Raw genomic sequence first — 17,450 nt, 5'->3', positions numbered from 1 at the left:
GGTTGAAGGATCAAGCGAGTCTATTGAAAAGCATTGAAATACTTTATCAACAGCAGCTGGAACTTCAGGGAGACCCCTCAGATCCATGCAGCCCACTCCTCGCTAAACTCATGCGTATCGACACCATCCCTTTCTGCTTCTATGGACACCACTCCTCCATCCCGTTCTCTGCCGAGGGCGACATTGGTGGAGAAACGTTTCAAACGTGGTGTTTCCGCATTGAAGCCATTCATAAACAAGAAAAAAACGTTCTTCTATCCCTTCTTCAGCCTTTTACGATTTACGGGGAACCTGCGGGATGGATGGAAGAAATCTATGCCTTAAAAAGGACGGATTGTCTGATAACCCAGCCTGTTCCTTCTATTTCCTCCCTCTCCTGTTTGAATATCGATTTAATGAAACGTGACATTATCATGGAGCCGAAGTGGTAGAATTCCGGCTCCTGCGCAAAGGAGAATCCTGTGAGAAAACTATCAGTCAGTGACCTTGTGAAAGAATTGGATGGTGTGGTTGTACGTGAAGGATCCCTGTCCGTTGTAAAAAGTGTCGTCACCCGTGTGAAGAAAGTAAAGCCAGGCTGCTTATACTTCTGCCTGGATTCAAAAGCACCAGCGGTTCAGGAGACAGAGCAGCTGCCAGCGTGTGTGATGATCACAAGCCGTCCAAAAAGACTTCCCTCCCTCCGCGGTGACATTACGGTTATTCAAGTGAAAAAAACAAGGGAAGCCTACCATCACTTCCTTGCCTGGTACCGTCGCCTTCTTTCCACTCCCCACCTTGCCATCACCGGCAGTTATGGAAAAACGACGACGAAAGAGATGGTCAAGTATCTGTTAACTGAGAATCACCACGTAAAAGCAACAAAAGGCAACTACAATCTTTTCCGGTCGAACGCCGGGGTTTTAACAAGGATGAACGAGAATACCGATTTCGGAATCTTCGAATTCGGTGTTGGAAAGAAAGGGCACCTGGAGAAATGTGTCCGCTGTTTCAGCCCCTTTTCCGTGTTGATAACCGGGATCGGAACGGATCATATTGAACGCTATGGATCACAGCACCTGTATGCTGAGGAAAAAGCTAAATTACTCAAAGGTGCGGGAGTGGATCAACCTATTTTCCTGAATTCAGAATGTGACCATTCCAAGCGCTTCGCTCGATCACTCCCTCCCGGGCAGATCATCTGGTTCGGGACCGGTGAGCAGGCGGATTACAGAGGGTCCCACATCAAATATACGGATGAAGGGATGACGTTCACCCTCACCCATGCTGAAAAAAAATATGAAGCCTTCGTCCCTGCCTTTGGACTTCATATGGTCCGCAATGCCCTCGGAGCCATAGCTGCCGCCCATACCTTCGGGGTGGATATCGAAACCCTGCTGCAGCGGCTCCGAACCTTTCCACCATTGAAACGCCATTTGGAAATCACCAACGGCCTGAACGGGTCCACATTAATTGATGACTCCTGGAACTCCAACTCCGGTTCCATCGAAGCTGCCCTTGCCGTATTACAGGAAAAATCACGCGGCAAAAACAGTGTAGCTGTGCTCGGGCAGATCAATGAGCTGGGTCCTGAAGAAATTCAGGAGCATAAAAAAATCGGACGCCTCATTTACAACAACCAGCCCGGACGGCTCATCACTATCGGAGAGCGAGCGGCCGTCATGGCCAGAGAAGCTGTGAAATGCGGGATGAGAGCGCGCCATGTTTATATGTGCGGCACACCAGAACGTGCGCTTGAGCTCATTCAAAAATTTGCAGATGACCAAACCGTGTGTTTAATTAAAACATCGATGCGGGACTCCTATGGTCATTTCATCCGCGTCCTCAAAGACGAAACCTAAAAAGCAGCCCTTCCATTTATGGAAGGGCTGCTTTGGCTGTAGAAAAAGCCTGTGTTAGCCATTTAAAGTTGTTCATTTGTCGTGTGAAGGGCCACTTTCCGCTTATCGGTGGATGAATGCCGCGGGCACGCCCTCAGCTAACTTGGTCAGGAAGGTCGCCTGCCCAAGTGGATCTTCGGCCTGTGCTGTTCCCGCAGGCATCACCACCGAACGCTCCTCGTGCCGACGTTAGAATATAGAGGAGAGAGATTGTGCACTAAGCAGGTTCGCAGATTCAAAAGAACGGCATGGGCTGCGCTATTGCTGCTTGCGTGGAAAAGAAAAAGGGGAGGAACAGGCGCTGATGACGGCAGCCTGCCGGAATATGAAAAAGATTGTCCTCCATCCAGCAAGGGTGAGCTAAGTGAAGGAGAGTCTTTGTCGATGTTAAAGAACTCCCAAGGAGCGGTGCCCCTTCCACTCCTGCGGAAGAACGAGTGGTCCGAGATCACCGAGCGTGGGTTTTGCGAGGAAGCTCGGGCGCTCGTCCGCGGAAAGGGAAGGGGCTTTCGCTCCTGGCGGCAAGAAAGAAAAAAGCTCGTAAAGAAACAGAGGTTTCTCTACAAGCTGAGCAGCCCTTCCTTTCATGGAAGGGCTGCTTTTTTCCTGTGCTGCTCTTATTTAAAGCCCGCCACTCGTTTCGCATACAGCATATTGGCTGTACGAATACGGTTGGCAAGTTCTTTGTCTCCCGTAAAAGAAGCAACAAAATCATTCGGATTCCGATGATTGATTTCGATCAACCACACACGCCCGTGTCGATCCACACCGATATCGATGCCCAATTTACAATAGTGGAAACCGCAGTTCTCAATGACTTCCGATGCTCGGAGAGCCAGCTCCTCAATCTCCCCGATTAGAGAAGACACTTTTTCCTTTTCCTTAAACATCCGTTCCAGCATGACGACCGCAGGTTCAATCTTCCCCCCTTGATGACGGTTACTGACAATCTGCCCTTCCTGGCTGGTTCTTCCCATCAAAGCAAAGCTCTCCCAGCTTCCTTCCCCGTTTTTCACCATAACCGCCCGGAAATCATTGACCCTCCCCTCATATTGAAGGTCGAGGCCCTGCTGAACGATCACCTCACTGCCGGCAAAGACTTCCTTCAAAAAAGTCAGGCCGTCTTCAGATCGAGGGAATAAAAACTCTTTTTTATCTTCTGAATGAATATAGATCACCCTCATCCCCTTCTCTGTACGCAGCACCTTCGCCACACGTTTTCCCTGCATCCCTTTTACAGGCTTTACATAAACACAATGATGAGTCTCCAACATCTCAAGAAAAGCTGCTGAACCCTGGAAAATCTTCGTTTCGGGAAGGTACGGCTTCAAAAACGAGGAAGACTGAAACCACGTATACATTTCCCACTTGGTAAACGTTCCGGAATGAAAAATGCGGTCTCCGATCAATTGGTGAAATTGTTTCTGCCACTTCTTTTTTAGTGGAACACGCTTGATAATGACCTGTGGAAACGGATAAATCCCTGCGGTCCATTCCCTTTTCACAGGATCAAAGAGATACCCAGCCACCAGCCGTTTATCCACGTCCACAGCTTCATTGGAAAACGCAATGACGGCTCCACCAAAGGATTCGTAGTTCTTCACATAACGACGCAGCTTGTGCAGCATGTCCTGCAAACCTTCCAGGCGGCTGGATGCGACGATTCCTATAATAGGTCCAATATGAACGGTATCTCTCTCACATTTCACTTCATAATGGGGCTCCATGGGAAGCATCAGGATCCCGAGGACTTCCCCTGACATAACCATCTGATCTTCATCTATCTGGTCGGATGTCCGAAGTACGCCCTGACAGGACTGCAGTCCGAACTCCCAGGTATATACCCGGCCGTTCTCCATCCCCTCTTTCAAGGCGGATGATGGGTGAAGCGTGATGGCTGTTCCCGTCCCCTCTCCTTTATTCACTTGATACATACGTGTCCCCCCTGTTCATTTTCCGGCTTCTTTTATATGTATGAACAACCGGAAAGAACATATCTTTTCTTCCTTCTGTATACATAGGATAAATGGAAACCCGGGAGGTGAGACATATCGAGAAAAAAGAGACCATCGGCATCATCCTGCCTGACAGCATCTGCGACCGGCTGGCAGTGGAAGGAAGTCAAATTAATGTCCGCGCATATCAGGAAGCGGCAGACCAGTTCATGTTGACAGCCGCCTTTTTCAAAGTGAAAGATATCCAACCCGGCAGGCCGACAGTAAAAGCATGGATCAGCAGTGAAAATGGATATGGACAGCGGACGATTCCTCTTCCACAGATTTTGTATTCCCGTGGATTTTTGTCCAGAAAGCAGCAGAGGTTCCTAACTGAATCAGGGATCATCTTCTACAATCACAAAGGCTTTAAACACGATAAATACCGGATGCATACGATGATCATGAAAGACCCTGAGCTCCGCCACTCTCTGCCCCGGACAGCAAAAGCAGATCCAGCCGTTTTAAAAACCATGATGGCCTCTTATGATTCTGTCCTGTTAAAGCCTGTCAACGGCAGCCTGGGTGCTGGAATCATGCATATAGAGAAAATTTCGAAGAACAGCTGGCGGTTGGAATACCAGGTGAAACGAAAACAGTGGGAAGTTGAAACGTTCCAGGAGGAAATTCCTGAAGTAATCTTGAAAGCCTTCGATGCCAGGCCTTATCTCATTCAGGAGAAGATCCTGCTTGCCACCTGCAAAGGACGGCCATTCGACCTGCGCGTCGTTGTCCAGCGCAATCACACCGGAAACTGGGTGGTCGCCGGTATTTTATGCAAGGTTTCACCGAGTAAGGATCAATTCATCACGAACCTTAGTCAGGGAGGGCAGTCGCTCAGCTTTGAAGATGTCTTTACCCACCACCCTGACTTCCCACTGATTCCAACAAGAGATTGTATTGAACAAAGGGCTGTCCAGCTGGCCCGCCACATCGACAGGTACGCCGAACACATCGCAGATATCGCTTTCGATCTGGCTCTGGATACTTCCGGGCGGGTGTATTTCATCGAATGCAACTTCCGCGGCCGTTACGGAAACGTCCGCTATAAAGGAAAACGCCTGGAGGAATGGAAGGCCAAACATACCAATCCGATTGGTTACGCACGTTTTTTATACAATCAAATGAAACACCCCTGATTTGATCAGGGGTGTTTCCGTTCCATATAGGTGTACCTTTTGAGTCTTCCTTTCCGCTTGAATCCATACGTCTCATACATGGGCCGGCTGTTTGTATTGCAGTACGCATACAGTTTCTCCGCGTCCATGGAGCGGACACGCTTCAACCGCTCTTCAAAAAGACGGCGGTACACGCCACGCCCGCGGAACTCTTTCAGAACGAGATCGCTTTTACATTTGATCCCGTATTTGGTCCTCCGAAACGCACATACGCCTGCGAGCTTTCCTTCACAGTAGGCTCCAAGCCAGATCGTCGCTCTTGTCTTCCTTAATTTCAGAGACTCCTTTTCAAATGCTTCTTTCAAGGGCAGAACTTCCCTGAAACTGATTTCCTTCAACTTCATGTCCAACACGTGAAACTCCTCTGCCTTTTTCTTACTATATTCCGCAGTAATGTTACATGCGTGGACACAAAAAAAAGCTGCTGAGATTGACCTAAACAGCCTTCCTATGTCTATTTCCTTTTGTTGATTGTATTTCTGCCGATGTACATCCACATCGATCCATAGGTAAGGAAAAGAAGAATCAGAAACAGCGGCACGGACAAAAGATCCCGGATGACCATAAAAACCATCCCCTTTTTATTTTAAACTGTCCAGAGGAAACGGGAAGCATACGTAAAACAGGACAGCAATCGGAACAGCCAGAATCATAGCGAGAGACGGGCGTTTGTAATGAACCGCAAGGATGAGGAATAACAGAGTATTCAGCGGGATATTAAGCCAGTTGTTCCACCCATGATCATAAACATACATACCTTTCATGGAAAACAGCCACTCCAGCGCCGTGTAGAAACCGATCCAGACGGCAACGTAATAGACGCGGGCGGCCTTCGAATCCGGCATCCGCTGCAGAAAAATGACAAGACCGGCCGGACAAATGATGAACGTGAATGCAGCGTTGATGATCGAATGGTTCAGCCACTCCAGCGTAACCCCCCGGAAAGCCCACAGCGTATGATTGTAATAAAAATAGTTATAGAGAAAGTTAGAAAGCATAAAGAATAACACCGTCGGGTACTGCCGGCGCCACTGGGTCCAGTCAATGAACCTCCACGCAAACAAAACCCAGACGATAATAACAAGCAGTAAGTACATCGTTCATCCACTCCAATGAGTCAATTACCATCATTGTCGTCGATGACCGCCTGTTTTATACTTGTCCCTCTACGTAAAAAAAACTATGAAAATGTCGCATGGAAGTACTCATCGAAATAACTTTCGGGTTTTGTTTTAATAACCAGCTGCGGAGACCTCCCGAACACAAGACTATTAGCCGGAATATCTTCATCCTTAATAAAGGACCCGGCACTAACAATCGTGTTCCTTCCGATCCGGCAGTTTCCAATGACGACCGCTCCCGCAAGCAGAGACACCCGCTCCTCGAATACCGGGAAAATATCATGGTTATTTCCAACCGTAATGTGCTGGGAAAACACGAAATCGTCGGCATACACCGCCCTTCCAAGAACAGTGCCCATGGGATGATCAAGGAAAAAGAAATCCGGCAGCTCAACCTCATAATAAAGATCGACGGCATTCAAAACCTTATTCAAATAATAGATTCGTTCTGCCAGTGAAAACGCCTCATACTCACGTAATACTCTCGATAAATAATAAAGAAAGACCGTATACTGCCCTGAATGAAAAGGATCGAAGTATACCTCGCCACCTTTTCTGTAATACTTGTTCCGAATGCGTGAAAAGTTCACGGCCGTTTTTCCAAGCGCTTTCCCTACAGCAGATGCGAGAAGGTTTCTTTCCTTTTTGCCATCATATAAGAACAAATGGTCCAGCTGTTTTTCAACCAAACAAATGAGATCTTTTACCGGAACAGCTGTCTTCAGTGCCCCCACTCCTCTTCTCACAGCATTTGATTACAATGTACGCCGCTGATTTCCTGATATGCGTAAAACGGTTCGTTTGTGAGCCTTCTTCTCATCCTTTATACTCCATATATAAGGATAATAAGGAGGAATTTGGAAATGGAAGAAATGGAAACATTGTATTCCTCACAGTTTAAAACAGGGGCTTATCCGTTTTATGAGGATAAACGAACATCACAGCCCGTCTTTCCGATGTCTGCGGACAATGGGTATACTTCCTGGCTTGTGACGAAATACGATGACGTCAAAGAACTCTTGAAATCCTCCAGCTTCATGAAAGATCAAAGTCGTCTATACGCCACGAGAGACAAACCCTCCCCGGAGGAAGGGCTGAATATTTTCGAAAATATGATGCTTGATGCCGACCCACCCGATCATACAAGGCTGCGAAAGCTCGTACAGCCCTATTTCAACCCGAAAACGATCAAACTTCTGGAACCACGTATTCATGAGATTACGGATGAACTGCTTGCTGAAATGAAAAGTAAGACAGCACCGGTCGATTTGATTGATGATTTCGCTTTTCCACTTCCGATTATTGTGATCAGTGAAATGCTTGGTGTGCCTGTGGAAGATCGTGAAAAGTTCCGCAAATGGTCCAACACCATCGTGGCCGCCTCTGATAACATGGCAGGGGATTTCGTAGAGGATGTCGAAGCTTTCACCCTTTACTTAACCGATCTTTTTGAGAAGCGCCGGGCTCATCCCAGGGAAGATTTGATTTCCTATCTGCTTCAAACGGAAGATGAGGGCGATCAGCTGAGTAAGAATGAGTTGTATTCCATGGTCGTCCTGCTCATCATTGCCGGGCATGAAACCACCGTCAATTTGATCGGCAATACGATGTATGCGCTCTTTGAACATCCCGATCAGCTCGAGCAGTTAAAAGAGGACCTATCCCTCGTGCCCCAAACGCTGGAGGAAGGACTGCGTTTCTATAGTCCCGTTGATTTCTCCACAGCACGCTGGGCCGCGGAGGACATGGATTTTCATGGAGAGACGATAAGAAAAGGAGACTTCATCATGGCCTCAATCAGCTCAGCGAACCGGGATGAAGCGAAATTCACCAACGCCGATTGTTTTGATATCACGCGGCAGAAAAATGCCCACGTCGCTTTTGGTTTCGGCATTCACTTCTGTCTTGGTGCTCCACTTGCCCGTATGGAAGGAAAAGCCGCTGTCGAAAAACTGCTGCATACCTTTCCAGATATCCACCTGGACCCCGAACGTGAGCATCCGGAATGGCGTCCTGTCTTCCTGCTCCGAGGCCTTCAGTCTCTCCCTGTCCAGCTTTCCTGCAAGGAATAAAAAAGAAACCAGATCCGCATCAGCGGACCTGATTTTATATTGTTCTTTGTTACGCTCTTCCTGTACTCCGGCATGTAAGGGGGATCTTCTGAACAGAAGATCCCCCTTTTTTTAACCTCTTATTCGGAAAGGTCAGGAAGAGTTCGGAGACGAGATGTTTATAAACGTCGCTGCCGTAAAGCGTAAAAAGCAGTCAGAATCAATAGTAGTCCGGCGAGTGTATACGCTGTATACACCACACCAGGAACGCCTGCCCCTTCGTTTTTCACGGCGATTCCGACAAACGCCCAGACAAACACAAGTGGATACACCCAGTCCTTCTGGCTGGTCATAAAGACTAAAGCAAGCAGGAAGCCTACGATCAGGAGAAGGATCGTCCAGGCAGAGGCAGAAATCCCAAAGCCGTCCCAGCCGATGTAAGTTAAGTAATAACTGATATTGGCAATCGTAGCGACACTGATCCAACCTAAGTAGACGGAAAAAGGAAGCCGCTCCCAAAACGAAGCTCCTGTTTCCTGAAGCTTAAGATAAAGGCGGATGAGCGTGAGCAGAAGCAAAAGCATAACAAGGACGGACAGCCCGAAGAACTCGTAATGCCACATAAAAATCCATAAACTGTTCAACAGCGAGCTCAACACAAACAGACCGCTCGTATTCTGGTAAACAGGAAGATTTCTGCGGCTTTCCGGGAACATGCTGAGCACCCAGATGCCGAGTAATAAATAGATAAGTCCCCAAATACTGAACACATAGCCGGCTGGCGTGAACAGCACATCCAGCCTGTTCGATATTTCCCCTGTTGTCTGACCATTCAACGGCAAGGCATTCGCCAGCCCGTTCACTACTACGACGAGAAGGAACGCAGCCAGATTCATCAGGAATTTCCCCATAATAAACACCCCTTTTATAAAACATTCATGTTTCATTATTATTCCTTTTGACCCTGGAATAAAACATTTCAATCCACACCTGCAAATAAATCCAAAACATTTTATATCTTCCACTTGCGTTAGAGTTGACTCTAACCGTTATAGTGACATTGAGCAATCCGGATTGATGAAGAAACACGGCCAAATGGATAAAAATAATGAAAACAAAAAGGATGGGATGGGATGACGATGAATAAAAACATTGCTGTTATTACAGGAACATCCACAGGACTCGGTCTTGGGGTAAGTAAAGTGCTGGCAGAAGCAGGCTGGAAGGTATATGCCACGATGCGGAACCTTAAGAAAGGGACGGCGGTCAAGGAACTCCAGCAGAAAGGACTGGATATCGAACTTCTTCAGCTGGACGTTCAGTCACAGGCATCTGTTGATCAGGCTGTCCAGACGGTTATAGACAGGGAAGGCCATATAGATTTATTCATCAACAACGCAGGCGTTGGTTATGTGCAGAACACTGAACAATCATCCGAGCATGAATACCAACGTATCTTTGATATCAACACGTACGGGCAGATCCGCTGTACAAAAGCCGTACTCCCTCACATGAGAGAGCAGAGGGCAGGACGCATTGTATCCATCTCCTCCGTCGGCGGGCTCGTCGGCCAGCCGATGAATGAAATCTACTGTGCATCAAAATTTGCCCTGGAAGGATATTATGAGAGTCTGGCAACCTATGTAACTCCGTACTTCGGTGTAGAATTTATGATCGTCGAGCCAGGCGGCATTTCCTCTGAATTTGCCAAATCTGTTCTTTCAGACATCGAAAACAAAGGCGGCTTTCCGAAGGATGCTTATGAGCCGGTGCTTAATGACTATATGTCCCAGCGAGATCATCACGATTCAGGGGTGTTCCAGACGCCTGAAGAAATCGCGGAAATCATGCTGATGGAACTGGAAAAAGACACTCTCCCTCTCCGCATGAGAACTTCTGAATGGTCTGAGGAATTCACGAAGCTGAAAACCTCTGCCGATCCAACCGGTTTGAAGCAGACCGCCATGGTCACTTCCAGCCTGCTCGGAAAATAAGAAAAAGACCATCCTGCACTCAGGATGGTCTTTTTCTTTCTTACCGCCAGGAGCGAGCTCCCTTCCCTTTCCGCGGACGAGCGCCCGAGCTACCTCGCAAAACCCACGCTCGGCGATCTCGGATCACTCGTTCTTCCGCAGGAGTGGAAGGGGCACCGCTCCTTGGGGGTTCTCTAAAAATCGAGAAAGACTCCCCTTCACCCAGCTCACCTTTGCTGGATGGAGGACAATCTTTTTCATATTCCAGAAGGCAAGCATCCGCCGATAAGCGGAACGTGCCCTCTCAACACGACATGCGGACAACTCTAACTGGTTAACTCAGGATGATCTTTCTTCATAATCCGCGGCCTTAGTAGGTATTGTCCGTCCCTTGGTCAAGGACGCTGTGATTCCCACGGAGCCTGCACTCCGTATGACTGCTGTTTGAGGTCAGATGGACTAGATCTCCCATCTGGGAAGCGAGATCAGCGTCCCAGATCATTCCATGTAGATAATTATAATCTCCTGTCACACGGACCGCCCTTTGACTTACACTGGAAAGTTGAATCTGTAGATTTGTAAAATGGTTGCCGCTCGCTTCATTAGGAATGGTTTTCGAAGAATTCATCCATATCCCCCTGACACAATCATCAATCGTCACATTCGTGAAGTTGTTGGCATTCACCCAGCTGTACCCAGAGGAAGGTTTCGTTACCCTTATTTCTAAAGCTGTGTGAAGCCCCACAGCTTTAATATCATCAAATTGCAAAAAGGAAATTTCATCAGAAGGCTGACTGGAAGACAGGTGGATTCCTGTGCCCTTATGAGACCCCGACCAGTTCACCATATGAATCTGTTGAAACCTGGAGCGGTTCCAGGAGTTGTAATACTTGTACTTCCCATCAAAAACAAAAATCCTACGATTAAAACGGCTGTCGTCTATCGCTATATAGGCCCCTGTTATTGATGCATCCTTCTCAATATGCAGCACATCCTGATTGCCGTATACAACAAAGCGGGCGTCATAAGCAAAGATCAGACTTACCCCTTCACGAAGAATCAACGTTTCAGTAATGACATAATCTCCATCCGGTACATACACCACACTTGGATTTCCATTGATTGCTGCATGATCTATGGCCTGCTGCACTTTCTGCGAGTCACTTCCGGTGAAATCTGTAACAAAAACAGCATGATCCTGATTCAATTCTTTCCTACCCCCATGCGGTTTGTCTGAAAGTAGAGCACCGCTGATATCCGGCACTTCATGCCTTCTATCATTCTATGCAGGACCATCCATGCCCGTCCCTGATTCTCAGTGACCACCACGCAGGTAGTCAGGAAACGGCTTTTTTCTCAGGACGGTTCAAAAGGATGTAAAAGACCACTGCCATTGTGGAACAGACAGCCATCACGAGAGCCATCGGAAGGGCACCGCCGCCAAGACCGACAAGCGGTGAAACGATGGCCCCGAGTAAGAAAGGCAGCAGTCCCAGCAGCGCTGAGGCGCTCCCTGCCTGCTCGGCCTGATCCTCCATAGCCAGAGAGAAAACGGTCGTGTTGACGATTCCTACACTCGTAACAGCAAGGAAGAGCGTGAAACATAACAGCACCACAGGGGCTTCTGCCAGAGCCGCACCAACAAGCAGTATCCCCCCGGTAAACGCCTGAATCAATCCATAACGGAACAAAGCTGTCCCACTGATCTTCCGGCTGAGCCAGCCGGTCACCTGGGTGGCTGCCACAAGTCCGAGACCATTCACCGCAAATACCAGACTGAACTGCTGGGCGGATAAGGCATAGACTTCCTGAAGGACAAAGGCCGAACCAGAAATATAGGCGAACATTCCACTCATTATGAATCCTTTACTTAACACATACCCCATAAAGGTTCTGTTTTTGATTAATGAACCGAACGTCGCTACGGTTTCCTTCAGTCCGCCTGTTTTACGGTTCTTCTTAGGAAGTGTTTCTTCTAAAAACAAGGCTACTGCAAGAAGCATGAGAAGGCCGAGACCCGTAAGTACTCCAAAAATGCCACGCCACGGCATCACCTGCAGCAGCTGTCCGCCTGCTACAGGGGCAAGAATGGGCGCAAGTCCATTCACAAGCATGAGCAGCGCAAAAAACTTTGTGAGCTCAGGTCCTGAAAACAAATCTCTGGCCGTTGCCCTTGAAATCACCAGTCCAGCTGCACCGGACAACCCCTGCAGGAGCCGCAATGCCACAAAGCTCCAGATGGAACCTGTAAACAAGCACAAAAATGATGCCAGCATATAAACTCCGAGAGCAATGACCAACGGCTTTTTACGACCTCTGACATCACTTAATGGCCCCATCACCAGCTGACCGACAGCAAGACCGATCAAGCAGGCCGTCAAACTGAGCTGGGTCATCGATGTTGTTGTGCCAAGCTCATCCGCTATCGTGGGAAGCGCTGGAAGATACATATCTATGGTTAACGGACCGAAAGCACTCAATGATCCTAAAATAAATATAAATACAGCAACCGTACTCCGCTTATCTACTCTTTCCTGATAAACCTCTGTGTGATTCATCTGTTCGTTCCTCCTTTACACATACTTCATCAGTTTACAGGGTCCACCCACTGGAGGGTCAATCACGAAAAAAGACGGCCGGGAAATTACCCGGCCGTCTTTTACTGTTTCACTTTCATTTGAATTTCCCGTATGTGCTCTTCTTCTTTATGAGAAATGAACGATTCTACGATGGTACGGACGAGAAACGAACCATCTGTCTGCCAACCCGCGTTCGTTATGTTCTCCAGAATGTTCTGGTAAACAGCAGGGTTACGGCTTTCCTGCGCTTTCACATACGTTGTCGCATAGAAGCCCTCTTCGAGAATTTTCCGCTTATCATGCGATTCTTCCTGTTTTTCATCCACGGTGATGAAAACAGCACTGTAATCAACGGCATCCGTTTTGAAAACATCCGCCTGTTCTACAACCATCCCGACCGTCCCGACCATGATCGGAGATTTCGCACTCACCTGCTTTTTCAATTCACGGAGCACTTCTTCCACATCATCCAGCTTGCCAAAGTGTCCCCGTACTTCAATGATCGAACGTTCCGGAAAGAACTCTGTGTTCGTCTGATTTCTGATCCGATGATCCTTGGAGGATTCGAGTTCCGATATTTTTTGATGCAGCAGGCGGTTCATACGGGTAAGATCTTCAATCAGATCTTCGTTTTTCTGTTTGTACTCCTCCAGCACTTCCATGAATTCATCGACTGTACTGTGCTCGACTTTCCTCTTGATTTCCCGGAGCGGCACACCCATATTTTTCAAAAAAGTGATCATGTCCAACTTCTTGAACTGTTCAATTGAATAATACCGGTACCCTGTCTGCGGGTCTACTTCATAGGGGACGAACAGGCCGATATCATCATAATAACGAAGGGTTTTGACCGAAATGTTATTCAGTTTGGACATTTGGCCGATCGTAAACGTTCTCTTCATCTTTCCCCCTCGCTTCTACCTGATGTTTATTCCTCCAGAGCACGCTTCACTTCCTCAGCCATAAGATCGATCGGAGGAAGTCCACTGGATAGATACCACAGTTCAGGATCCAGGTAAACCATCTGGTCATTTTGAGCTGCCGTCGTACCATTTACCAAATCGTTATTCAACGTTTCAGCTGCGGCGGACTCTCCATTTACCACTTGGTCGCGGTCGACAACGAACAGGTAGGACGGATCTTTTTCAGCAATATACTCAAAAGAAATATCCATCCCGTGCGTAGATGCTTCGATATCATCGGCCGTTGGCTGGACACCAAACACATCATGAAGCATGCCGAAACGTGATCCCGGTCCATAGGCACTCACTTTCCCACCGTTGGAAAGGACAACCAGGCCATCCTGTCCATTGTTTTCTGCTGTTTCTTTCATAGCAGCGACCGTTTCATCAAGCTCATCAAGCTTGGTCTGCACTTCATCTTCCTTATTAAAAATCTGCCCCAGTGTTTCCATGCCCTCTTTATAGGATGCCATAAAATCTGCTGGATCAGCCGATAGATATAACGTTGGAGCAATGTCCTTCAGTTCCTCGTAGGCTTCTCCCTGTCGTCCGGCAATAATGATCAAATCCGGCTGCATTTCATATATCGTTTCAAAATCCGGCTCTTTCAAACTTCCAAGATTCGTATAGTCTTCTCCTTCATACTTGGAAAGATACGAAGGGATGTTACTTGATTTTGCCACACCTGACGCTTCAATTCCAAGCTGATCCAGCGCAGACAGTGTACCATAATTGAAAACAGCTACTTTTTCAGGGTTTTCCGGCACTTCTGTTGTACCTAGTTCATGTTCAATAGTAAGAGTTTCTTTCGTTTCTCCAGTTTCATTATTTGTTTCAGCTTCCGCACTGTTCCCTTCTCCCTGAGAGGAACAGGCTGCCAAAAACATAACAGCAGCAATAAATAAACCGAACAACCATACTTTTTTCATCATCGACTCATCCTTTTTTCTATTATTTAAAATGTAGACAAATTCGTTCACCATTAATTAGCTGCACAGGAATATCCATGTCGTAGACTTCCTTCAGCATCTCACTGTTAATCATTTCCTCCGTCAGGCCTTCCCGGACAATTTCCCCATGCTTCAAGGCAACAATCCGGTCCGAGTAGCAGGAGGCAAAATTAATGTCGTGAATCACAATGACCACCGTTTTTCCCATTTCCTCGACCATTTTCCTCAACGATTTCATAATTTGTACGGAATGCTTCATATCCAGGTTGTTCAAAGGTTCATCGAGCATCACATAGTCTGTATCCTGCGCAATGATCATGGCAATGTAGGCCCGCTGCAGCTGACCACCACTCAACTCATCGATATATCGCTCCTGGATTTCCTCAAGCTCCATATAATGAATGGCTTTGTTGATTTCCACCCAGTCCTCTTTTGTTAAACGTCCCTGTGAGTATGGGAAGCGTCCAAAACTAATCAAATCACGGACCTGGATTCGCAGATCAATATGATTGGACTGTTTTAGAATGGAAAGCTCTTTAGCCAGATCGTTCGGTTTGATCGAATGAATGTCCCGGCCGTGCAGAAGCACCTTGCCCTCATCCTTGGAAATCAGCCGGCTGAGCATGGAAAGCAGGGTGCTTTTCCCTGCCCCGTTCGATCCTATGAAAGATGTAATTTTTCCGGGCTGAATGTCCACGGATAAATTTTCTATGACTTTTTTCGAACCATACGTTTTTGATACGTGTTTCACTTCTACCATGAACGATTCTCCTTCAACAATAAGTAAAGAAAGTAAACACCGCCGACGAAGTTTACGATGACACTGATTGGAATTGAGAATGTGAACAGATGCTCTACGATAAACTGTCCACCCGCAAGTGTGATGATGCTGATCAAAACGGCTCCAATAATCAAATAGCTGTGGCGGTAGGTTTGAAACAGCTGATGAGCGACATTGGCGACGAGCAGGCCGAGAAATGTGATCGGACCCACCAATGCTGTCGATACAGAAACAAGGACAGCAATAATGATCAGCCAGCGCCGGACAATTTTGTTATAAGGAATACCGAGGTTCACTGCCTGATCCTGTCCGAGGGCCATGACATTCAAATACTTCAACATCGGAAACGCGTAAACCCCGGTCAGGATCATAATGATGGCGGAAATACCAAGCAGGTCATCATTGACATTGTTAAAGCTGGCAAACATGGAATCCTGAACAATCGAAAATTCATTCGGGTCAATCAGCATCTGCATGAAGGAAGAGATGCTGCTGAAAAAGGTACCGCATATAATTCCAATCAACAGAAGGAAGTAAATATTGCGCTGCTCCATTCTAAATACAAGCCTGAACAGAAGCAGAGCGAACAGCACCATTAAACCTACAGACAACACAAAATGGAATCGATTCTCCATCATCGCCAGCTGCCGGCCTCCGAAAACAAATACGATGGCCGTCTGGATCAGCATGTACAGCGAATCCAGGCCGATTAAGCTCGGCGTCAAAATCCGGTTGTTCGTGATCGTCTGAAAAATGACCGTAGAGAAAGCGATACAGCTTCCTGTCAAAATAATAGCGGCGACTTTCACCAGCCTGCGCGGAAACACATAACCAAAGGCTGTGCCGATATCCCAGAACAAAAAGAGCACCGAAAAAGCGGTGGCCAGCAGACCGAGCAGGAGCATTTTTCTTTTAAGAAGCATAAGCATTCCTCCTTAACAGCAGAAACAGGAAGATGCCGCTCCCAAGAACGCCGACCGTTAAACCAATGGATATTTCATACGGGAAAATCAACACCCGGCCGAGTATGTCGCATACGAGCACAAACAGGGCGCCCAGAAGAGCTGTATGAAGCAGATTCTTCTGCAGATGGTCCCCCTGGTAGATCGATACGATATTCGGAATGATCAAGCCGAGGAACGGCAGAGAACCGACCGTCAACAGGACAATGGACGAAACGAACGCGACGATGACCAGACCGATGTTGACGATCTGTTTGTACTGAAGTCCCAGGTTGCTCGCAAAGTCCTTTCCCATCCCGGCGATTGTAAAGCGGTTGGCATAAAAGTAAGCCAGAATCAAAGCCGGAATACTCAAATACAACAGCTCGTACCTTCCTTTTACTATCATTGAGAAATCTCCCTGCAGCCAGGATCCGATGCTCTGGATCATATCAAAACGGTAGGCGATGAACGTCGTCAGAGATCCAACGATATTCCCGAACATCAGACCAACAAGCGGGATGAAAATCGTATCCTTGAATTTGATCCGGTCGAGAATCTTCATGAATAGAAACGTCCCGGCCAGGGCGAACACAAAAGCGATGGAAACCTTCATCAGCATGCTCGCTGTCGGAAAAAGAATGAGCGCCGCAAGAATCCCGAGTCTTGCAGAGTCCATCGTCCCGGCCGTTGTCGGCGACACGAATTTATTCCGGCTCAACTGCTGCATAATAAAGCCGATGACACTCATGCTCATCCCGGCAATCAGAATACTGAGCAGCCTCGGGATCCGGCTGACAAGCAGAATTTCCTGCTGCTGGGAGGTCAGCCCGCCAATGTCCATCAAGGACAGCTCCGATACGCCGATGAAAATAGATGCTATGGATAAAATGATTAAAGTTATGACTAAGTATAGAACTCTCATACACGTACTTCTTAATGGAATGCCTCAATCTCCAACACGACAAAGATAATCATTCTCAATTAAAAAGGCTGGACCTCCCCTCTATCCTTCCTTCTATATCCCATTATATTGATAA

17 protein-coding genes are annotated in these 17,450 nt (G+C 47.4%); 5 read left to right on the top strand and 12 right to left on the bottom strand.

The annotated features are described in order from the left end of the window. Positions 1–2 precede the first annotated feature (2 nt). Entirely contained in the window at positions 3–431 is a 429-nt protein-coding gene (locus QMA39_RS13660) for a hypothetical protein (protein ID WP_206933803.1), read from the top strand. Between the two features lie 30 nt (positions 432–461). After that, positions 462–1,841 carry a UDP-N-acetylmuramoyl-tripeptide--D-alanyl-D-alanine ligase gene (murF, locus tag QMA39_RS13655; protein WP_281659051.1) on the top strand — a complete coding sequence of 460 codons (1,380 nt, stop codon included), beginning with the start codon at positions 462–464 and terminating at the stop codon, positions 1,839–1,841. A 656-nt stretch (positions 1,842–2,497) separates the two neighbouring features. Here the strand turns inward: murF and QMA39_RS13650 are convergent. Further along, positions 2,498–3,814 (bottom strand): YheC/YheD family protein, encoded by a 1,317-nt coding sequence (locus QMA39_RS13650; RefSeq protein ID WP_281659050.1) that lies wholly within the window; start codon positions 3,812–3,814, stop codon positions 2,498–2,500. A 107-nt stretch (positions 3,815–3,921) separates the two neighbouring features. On the opposite strand from QMA39_RS13650, the gene QMA39_RS13645 reads away from it, so the two are divergent. After that, positions 3,922–5,013 carry a YheC/YheD family protein gene (locus QMA39_RS13645; protein ID WP_281659049.1) on the top strand — a complete coding sequence of 364 codons (1,092 nt, stop codon included), beginning with the start codon at positions 3,922–3,924 and terminating at the stop codon, positions 5,011–5,013. A 5-nt stretch (positions 5,014–5,018) separates the two neighbouring features. On the opposite strand, the gene QMA39_RS13640 is transcribed toward QMA39_RS13645, so the two are convergent. The 3 genes from QMA39_RS13640 to QMA39_RS13630 form a co-directional block, all read right to left on the bottom strand. Further along, positions 5,019–5,396 carry a GNAT family N-acetyltransferase gene (locus tag QMA39_RS13640; protein ID WP_242520384.1) on the bottom strand — a complete coding sequence of 126 codons (378 nt, stop codon included), beginning with the start codon at positions 5,394–5,396 and terminating at the stop codon, positions 5,019–5,021. Between the two features lie 237 nt (positions 5,397–5,633). Then, positions 5,634–6,149, bottom strand: a complete 516-nt coding sequence (locus QMA39_RS13635) for a CBO0543 family protein (protein ID WP_281659048.1) — start codon at positions 6,147–6,149, stop codon at positions 5,634–5,636. An 83-nt stretch (positions 6,150–6,232) separates the two neighbouring features. Next, the gene (locus tag QMA39_RS13630) at positions 6,233–6,907 is read right to left on the bottom strand and encodes a transferase (protein WP_281659047.1); all 675 of its coding nucleotides are present in this window, start codon (positions 6,905–6,907) and stop codon (positions 6,233–6,235) included. Between the two features lie 129 nt (positions 6,908–7,036). Here QMA39_RS13630 and QMA39_RS13625 point away from each other — a divergent pair, with 129 nt between their 5' ends. After that, complete coding sequence (locus QMA39_RS13625; protein WP_281659046.1) at positions 7,037–8,245, top strand: cytochrome P450; 1,209 nt, start codon at positions 7,037–7,039, stop codon at positions 8,243–8,245. A 158-nt stretch (positions 8,246–8,403) separates the two neighbouring features. On the opposite strand, the gene QMA39_RS13620 is transcribed toward QMA39_RS13625, so the two are convergent. Further along, on the bottom strand, positions 8,404–9,135 hold the full coding sequence (locus QMA39_RS13620; RefSeq protein WP_281659045.1) for a tryptophan-rich sensory protein: 732 nt from the start codon (positions 9,133–9,135) through the stop codon (positions 8,404–8,406). Positions 9,136–9,357: 222 nt separating this feature from the next. On the opposite strand from QMA39_RS13620, the gene QMA39_RS13615 reads away from it, so the two are divergent. Next, a complete protein-coding gene (locus tag QMA39_RS13615) occupies positions 9,358–10,218 on the top strand; it encodes an SDR family oxidoreductase (protein WP_281659044.1) in 861 nt (286 codons plus the stop codon). Between the two features lie 349 nt (positions 10,219–10,567). Here QMA39_RS13615 and QMA39_RS13610 read toward each other — a convergent pair whose 3' ends face one another. The 7 genes from QMA39_RS13610 to QMA39_RS13580 all read right to left on the bottom strand — a co-directional run bounded on the left by QMA39_RS13610 (position 10,568) and on the right by QMA39_RS13580 (position 17,335). Beyond that, on the bottom strand, positions 10,568–11,404 hold the full coding sequence (locus tag QMA39_RS13610) for a glycosyl hydrolase family 28-related protein (protein ID WP_206933791.1): 837 nt from the start codon (positions 11,402–11,404) through the stop codon (positions 10,568–10,570). 130 nt (positions 11,405–11,534) lie between these two features. After that, positions 11,535–12,755: a multidrug effflux MFS transporter gene (locus QMA39_RS13605; protein WP_281659043.1), complete on the bottom strand. Its 1,221-nt coding sequence runs from the start codon at positions 12,753–12,755 to the stop codon at positions 11,535–11,537. Positions 12,756–12,856: 101 nt separating this feature from the next. Continuing rightward, positions 12,857–13,678 carry a MerR family transcriptional regulator gene (locus tag QMA39_RS13600; protein ID WP_281659042.1) on the bottom strand — a complete coding sequence of 274 codons (822 nt, stop codon included), beginning with the start codon at positions 13,676–13,678 and terminating at the stop codon, positions 12,857–12,859. Positions 13,679–13,704: 26 nt separating this feature from the next. Next, entirely contained in the window at positions 13,705–14,667 is a 963-nt protein-coding gene (locus QMA39_RS13595) for a siderophore ABC transporter substrate-binding protein (protein WP_281659041.1), read from the bottom strand. Positions 14,668–14,689: 22 nt separating this feature from the next. Continuing rightward, the gene (locus QMA39_RS13590) at positions 14,690–15,448 is read right to left on the bottom strand and encodes an ATP-binding cassette domain-containing protein (RefSeq protein ID WP_281659040.1); all 759 of its coding nucleotides are present in this window, start codon (positions 15,446–15,448) and stop codon (positions 14,690–14,692) included. Next, positions 15,442–16,392 (bottom strand): iron chelate uptake ABC transporter family permease subunit, encoded by a 951-nt coding sequence (locus tag QMA39_RS13585; RefSeq protein WP_027955642.1) that lies wholly within the window; start codon positions 16,390–16,392, stop codon positions 15,442–15,444. Before QMA39_RS13585 ends, QMA39_RS13590 begins: the two co-directional genes overlap by 7 nt. Then, on the bottom strand, positions 16,382–17,335 hold the full coding sequence (locus tag QMA39_RS13580) for an ABC transporter permease (RefSeq protein ID WP_027955641.1): 954 nt from the start codon (positions 17,333–17,335) through the stop codon (positions 16,382–16,384). Before QMA39_RS13580 ends, QMA39_RS13585 begins: the two co-directional genes overlap by 11 nt. Between the last annotated feature and the right edge of the window lie 115 nt (positions 17,336–17,450).

It is taken from the genome of Halobacillus sp. Cin3 (assembly GCF_947311855.1).
Lineage (GTDB): Bacteria > Bacillota > Bacilli > Bacillales > Halobacillaceae > Halobacillus > Halobacillus kuroshimensis.
The sequence above is the reverse complement of the archived record's forward strand: the minus strand, read 5'-3'. Positions and strand labels throughout refer to the sequence as shown.

Bases quoted from the DNA above. Each gene is read 5' to 3' on its own strand.
- QMA39_RS13650 (WP_281659050.1), bottom strand. From the start codon at position 3,814: ATGTATCAAGTGAATAAAGGAGAGGGGACGGGAACAGCCATCACGCTT.
- QMA39_RS13640 (WP_242520384.1), bottom strand. From the start codon at position 5,396: ATGAAGTTGAAGGAAATCAGTTTCAGGGAAGTTCTGCCCTTGAAAGAA.
- QMA39_RS13635 (WP_281659048.1), bottom strand. From the start codon at position 6,149: ATGTACTTACTGCTTGTTATTATCGTCTGGGTTTTGTTTGCGTGGAGG.
- QMA39_RS13625 (WP_281659046.1), top strand. From the start codon at position 7,037: ATGGAAGAAATGGAAACATTGTATTCCTCACAGTTTAAAACAGGGGCT.
- QMA39_RS13620 (WP_281659045.1), bottom strand. From the start codon at position 9,135: ATGGGGAAATTCCTGATGAATCTGGCTGCGTTCCTTCTCGTCGTAGTA.
- QMA39_RS13615 (WP_281659044.1), top strand. From the start codon at position 9,358: ATGACGATGAATAAAAACATTGCTGTTATTACAGGAACATCCACAGGA.
- QMA39_RS13605 (WP_281659043.1), bottom strand. From the start codon at position 12,755: ATGAATCACACAGAGGTTTATCAGGAAAGAGTAGATAAGCGGAGTACG.
- QMA39_RS13600 (WP_281659042.1), bottom strand. From the start codon at position 13,678: ATGAAGAGAACGTTTACGATCGGCCAAATGTCCAAACTGAATAACATT.
- QMA39_RS13595 (WP_281659041.1), bottom strand. From the start codon at position 14,667: ATGAAAAAAGTATGGTTGTTCGGTTTATTTATTGCTGCTGTTATGTTT.
- QMA39_RS13590 (WP_281659040.1), bottom strand. From the start codon at position 15,448: ATGGTAGAAGTGAAACACGTATCAAAAACGTATGGTTCGAAAAAAGTC.
- QMA39_RS13585 (WP_027955642.1), bottom strand. From the start codon at position 16,392: ATGCTTCTTAAAAGAAAAATGCTCCTGCTCGGTCTGCTGGCCACCGCT.
- QMA39_RS13580 (WP_027955641.1), bottom strand. From the start codon at position 17,335: ATGAGAGTTCTATACTTAGTCATAACTTTAATCATTTTATCCATAGCA.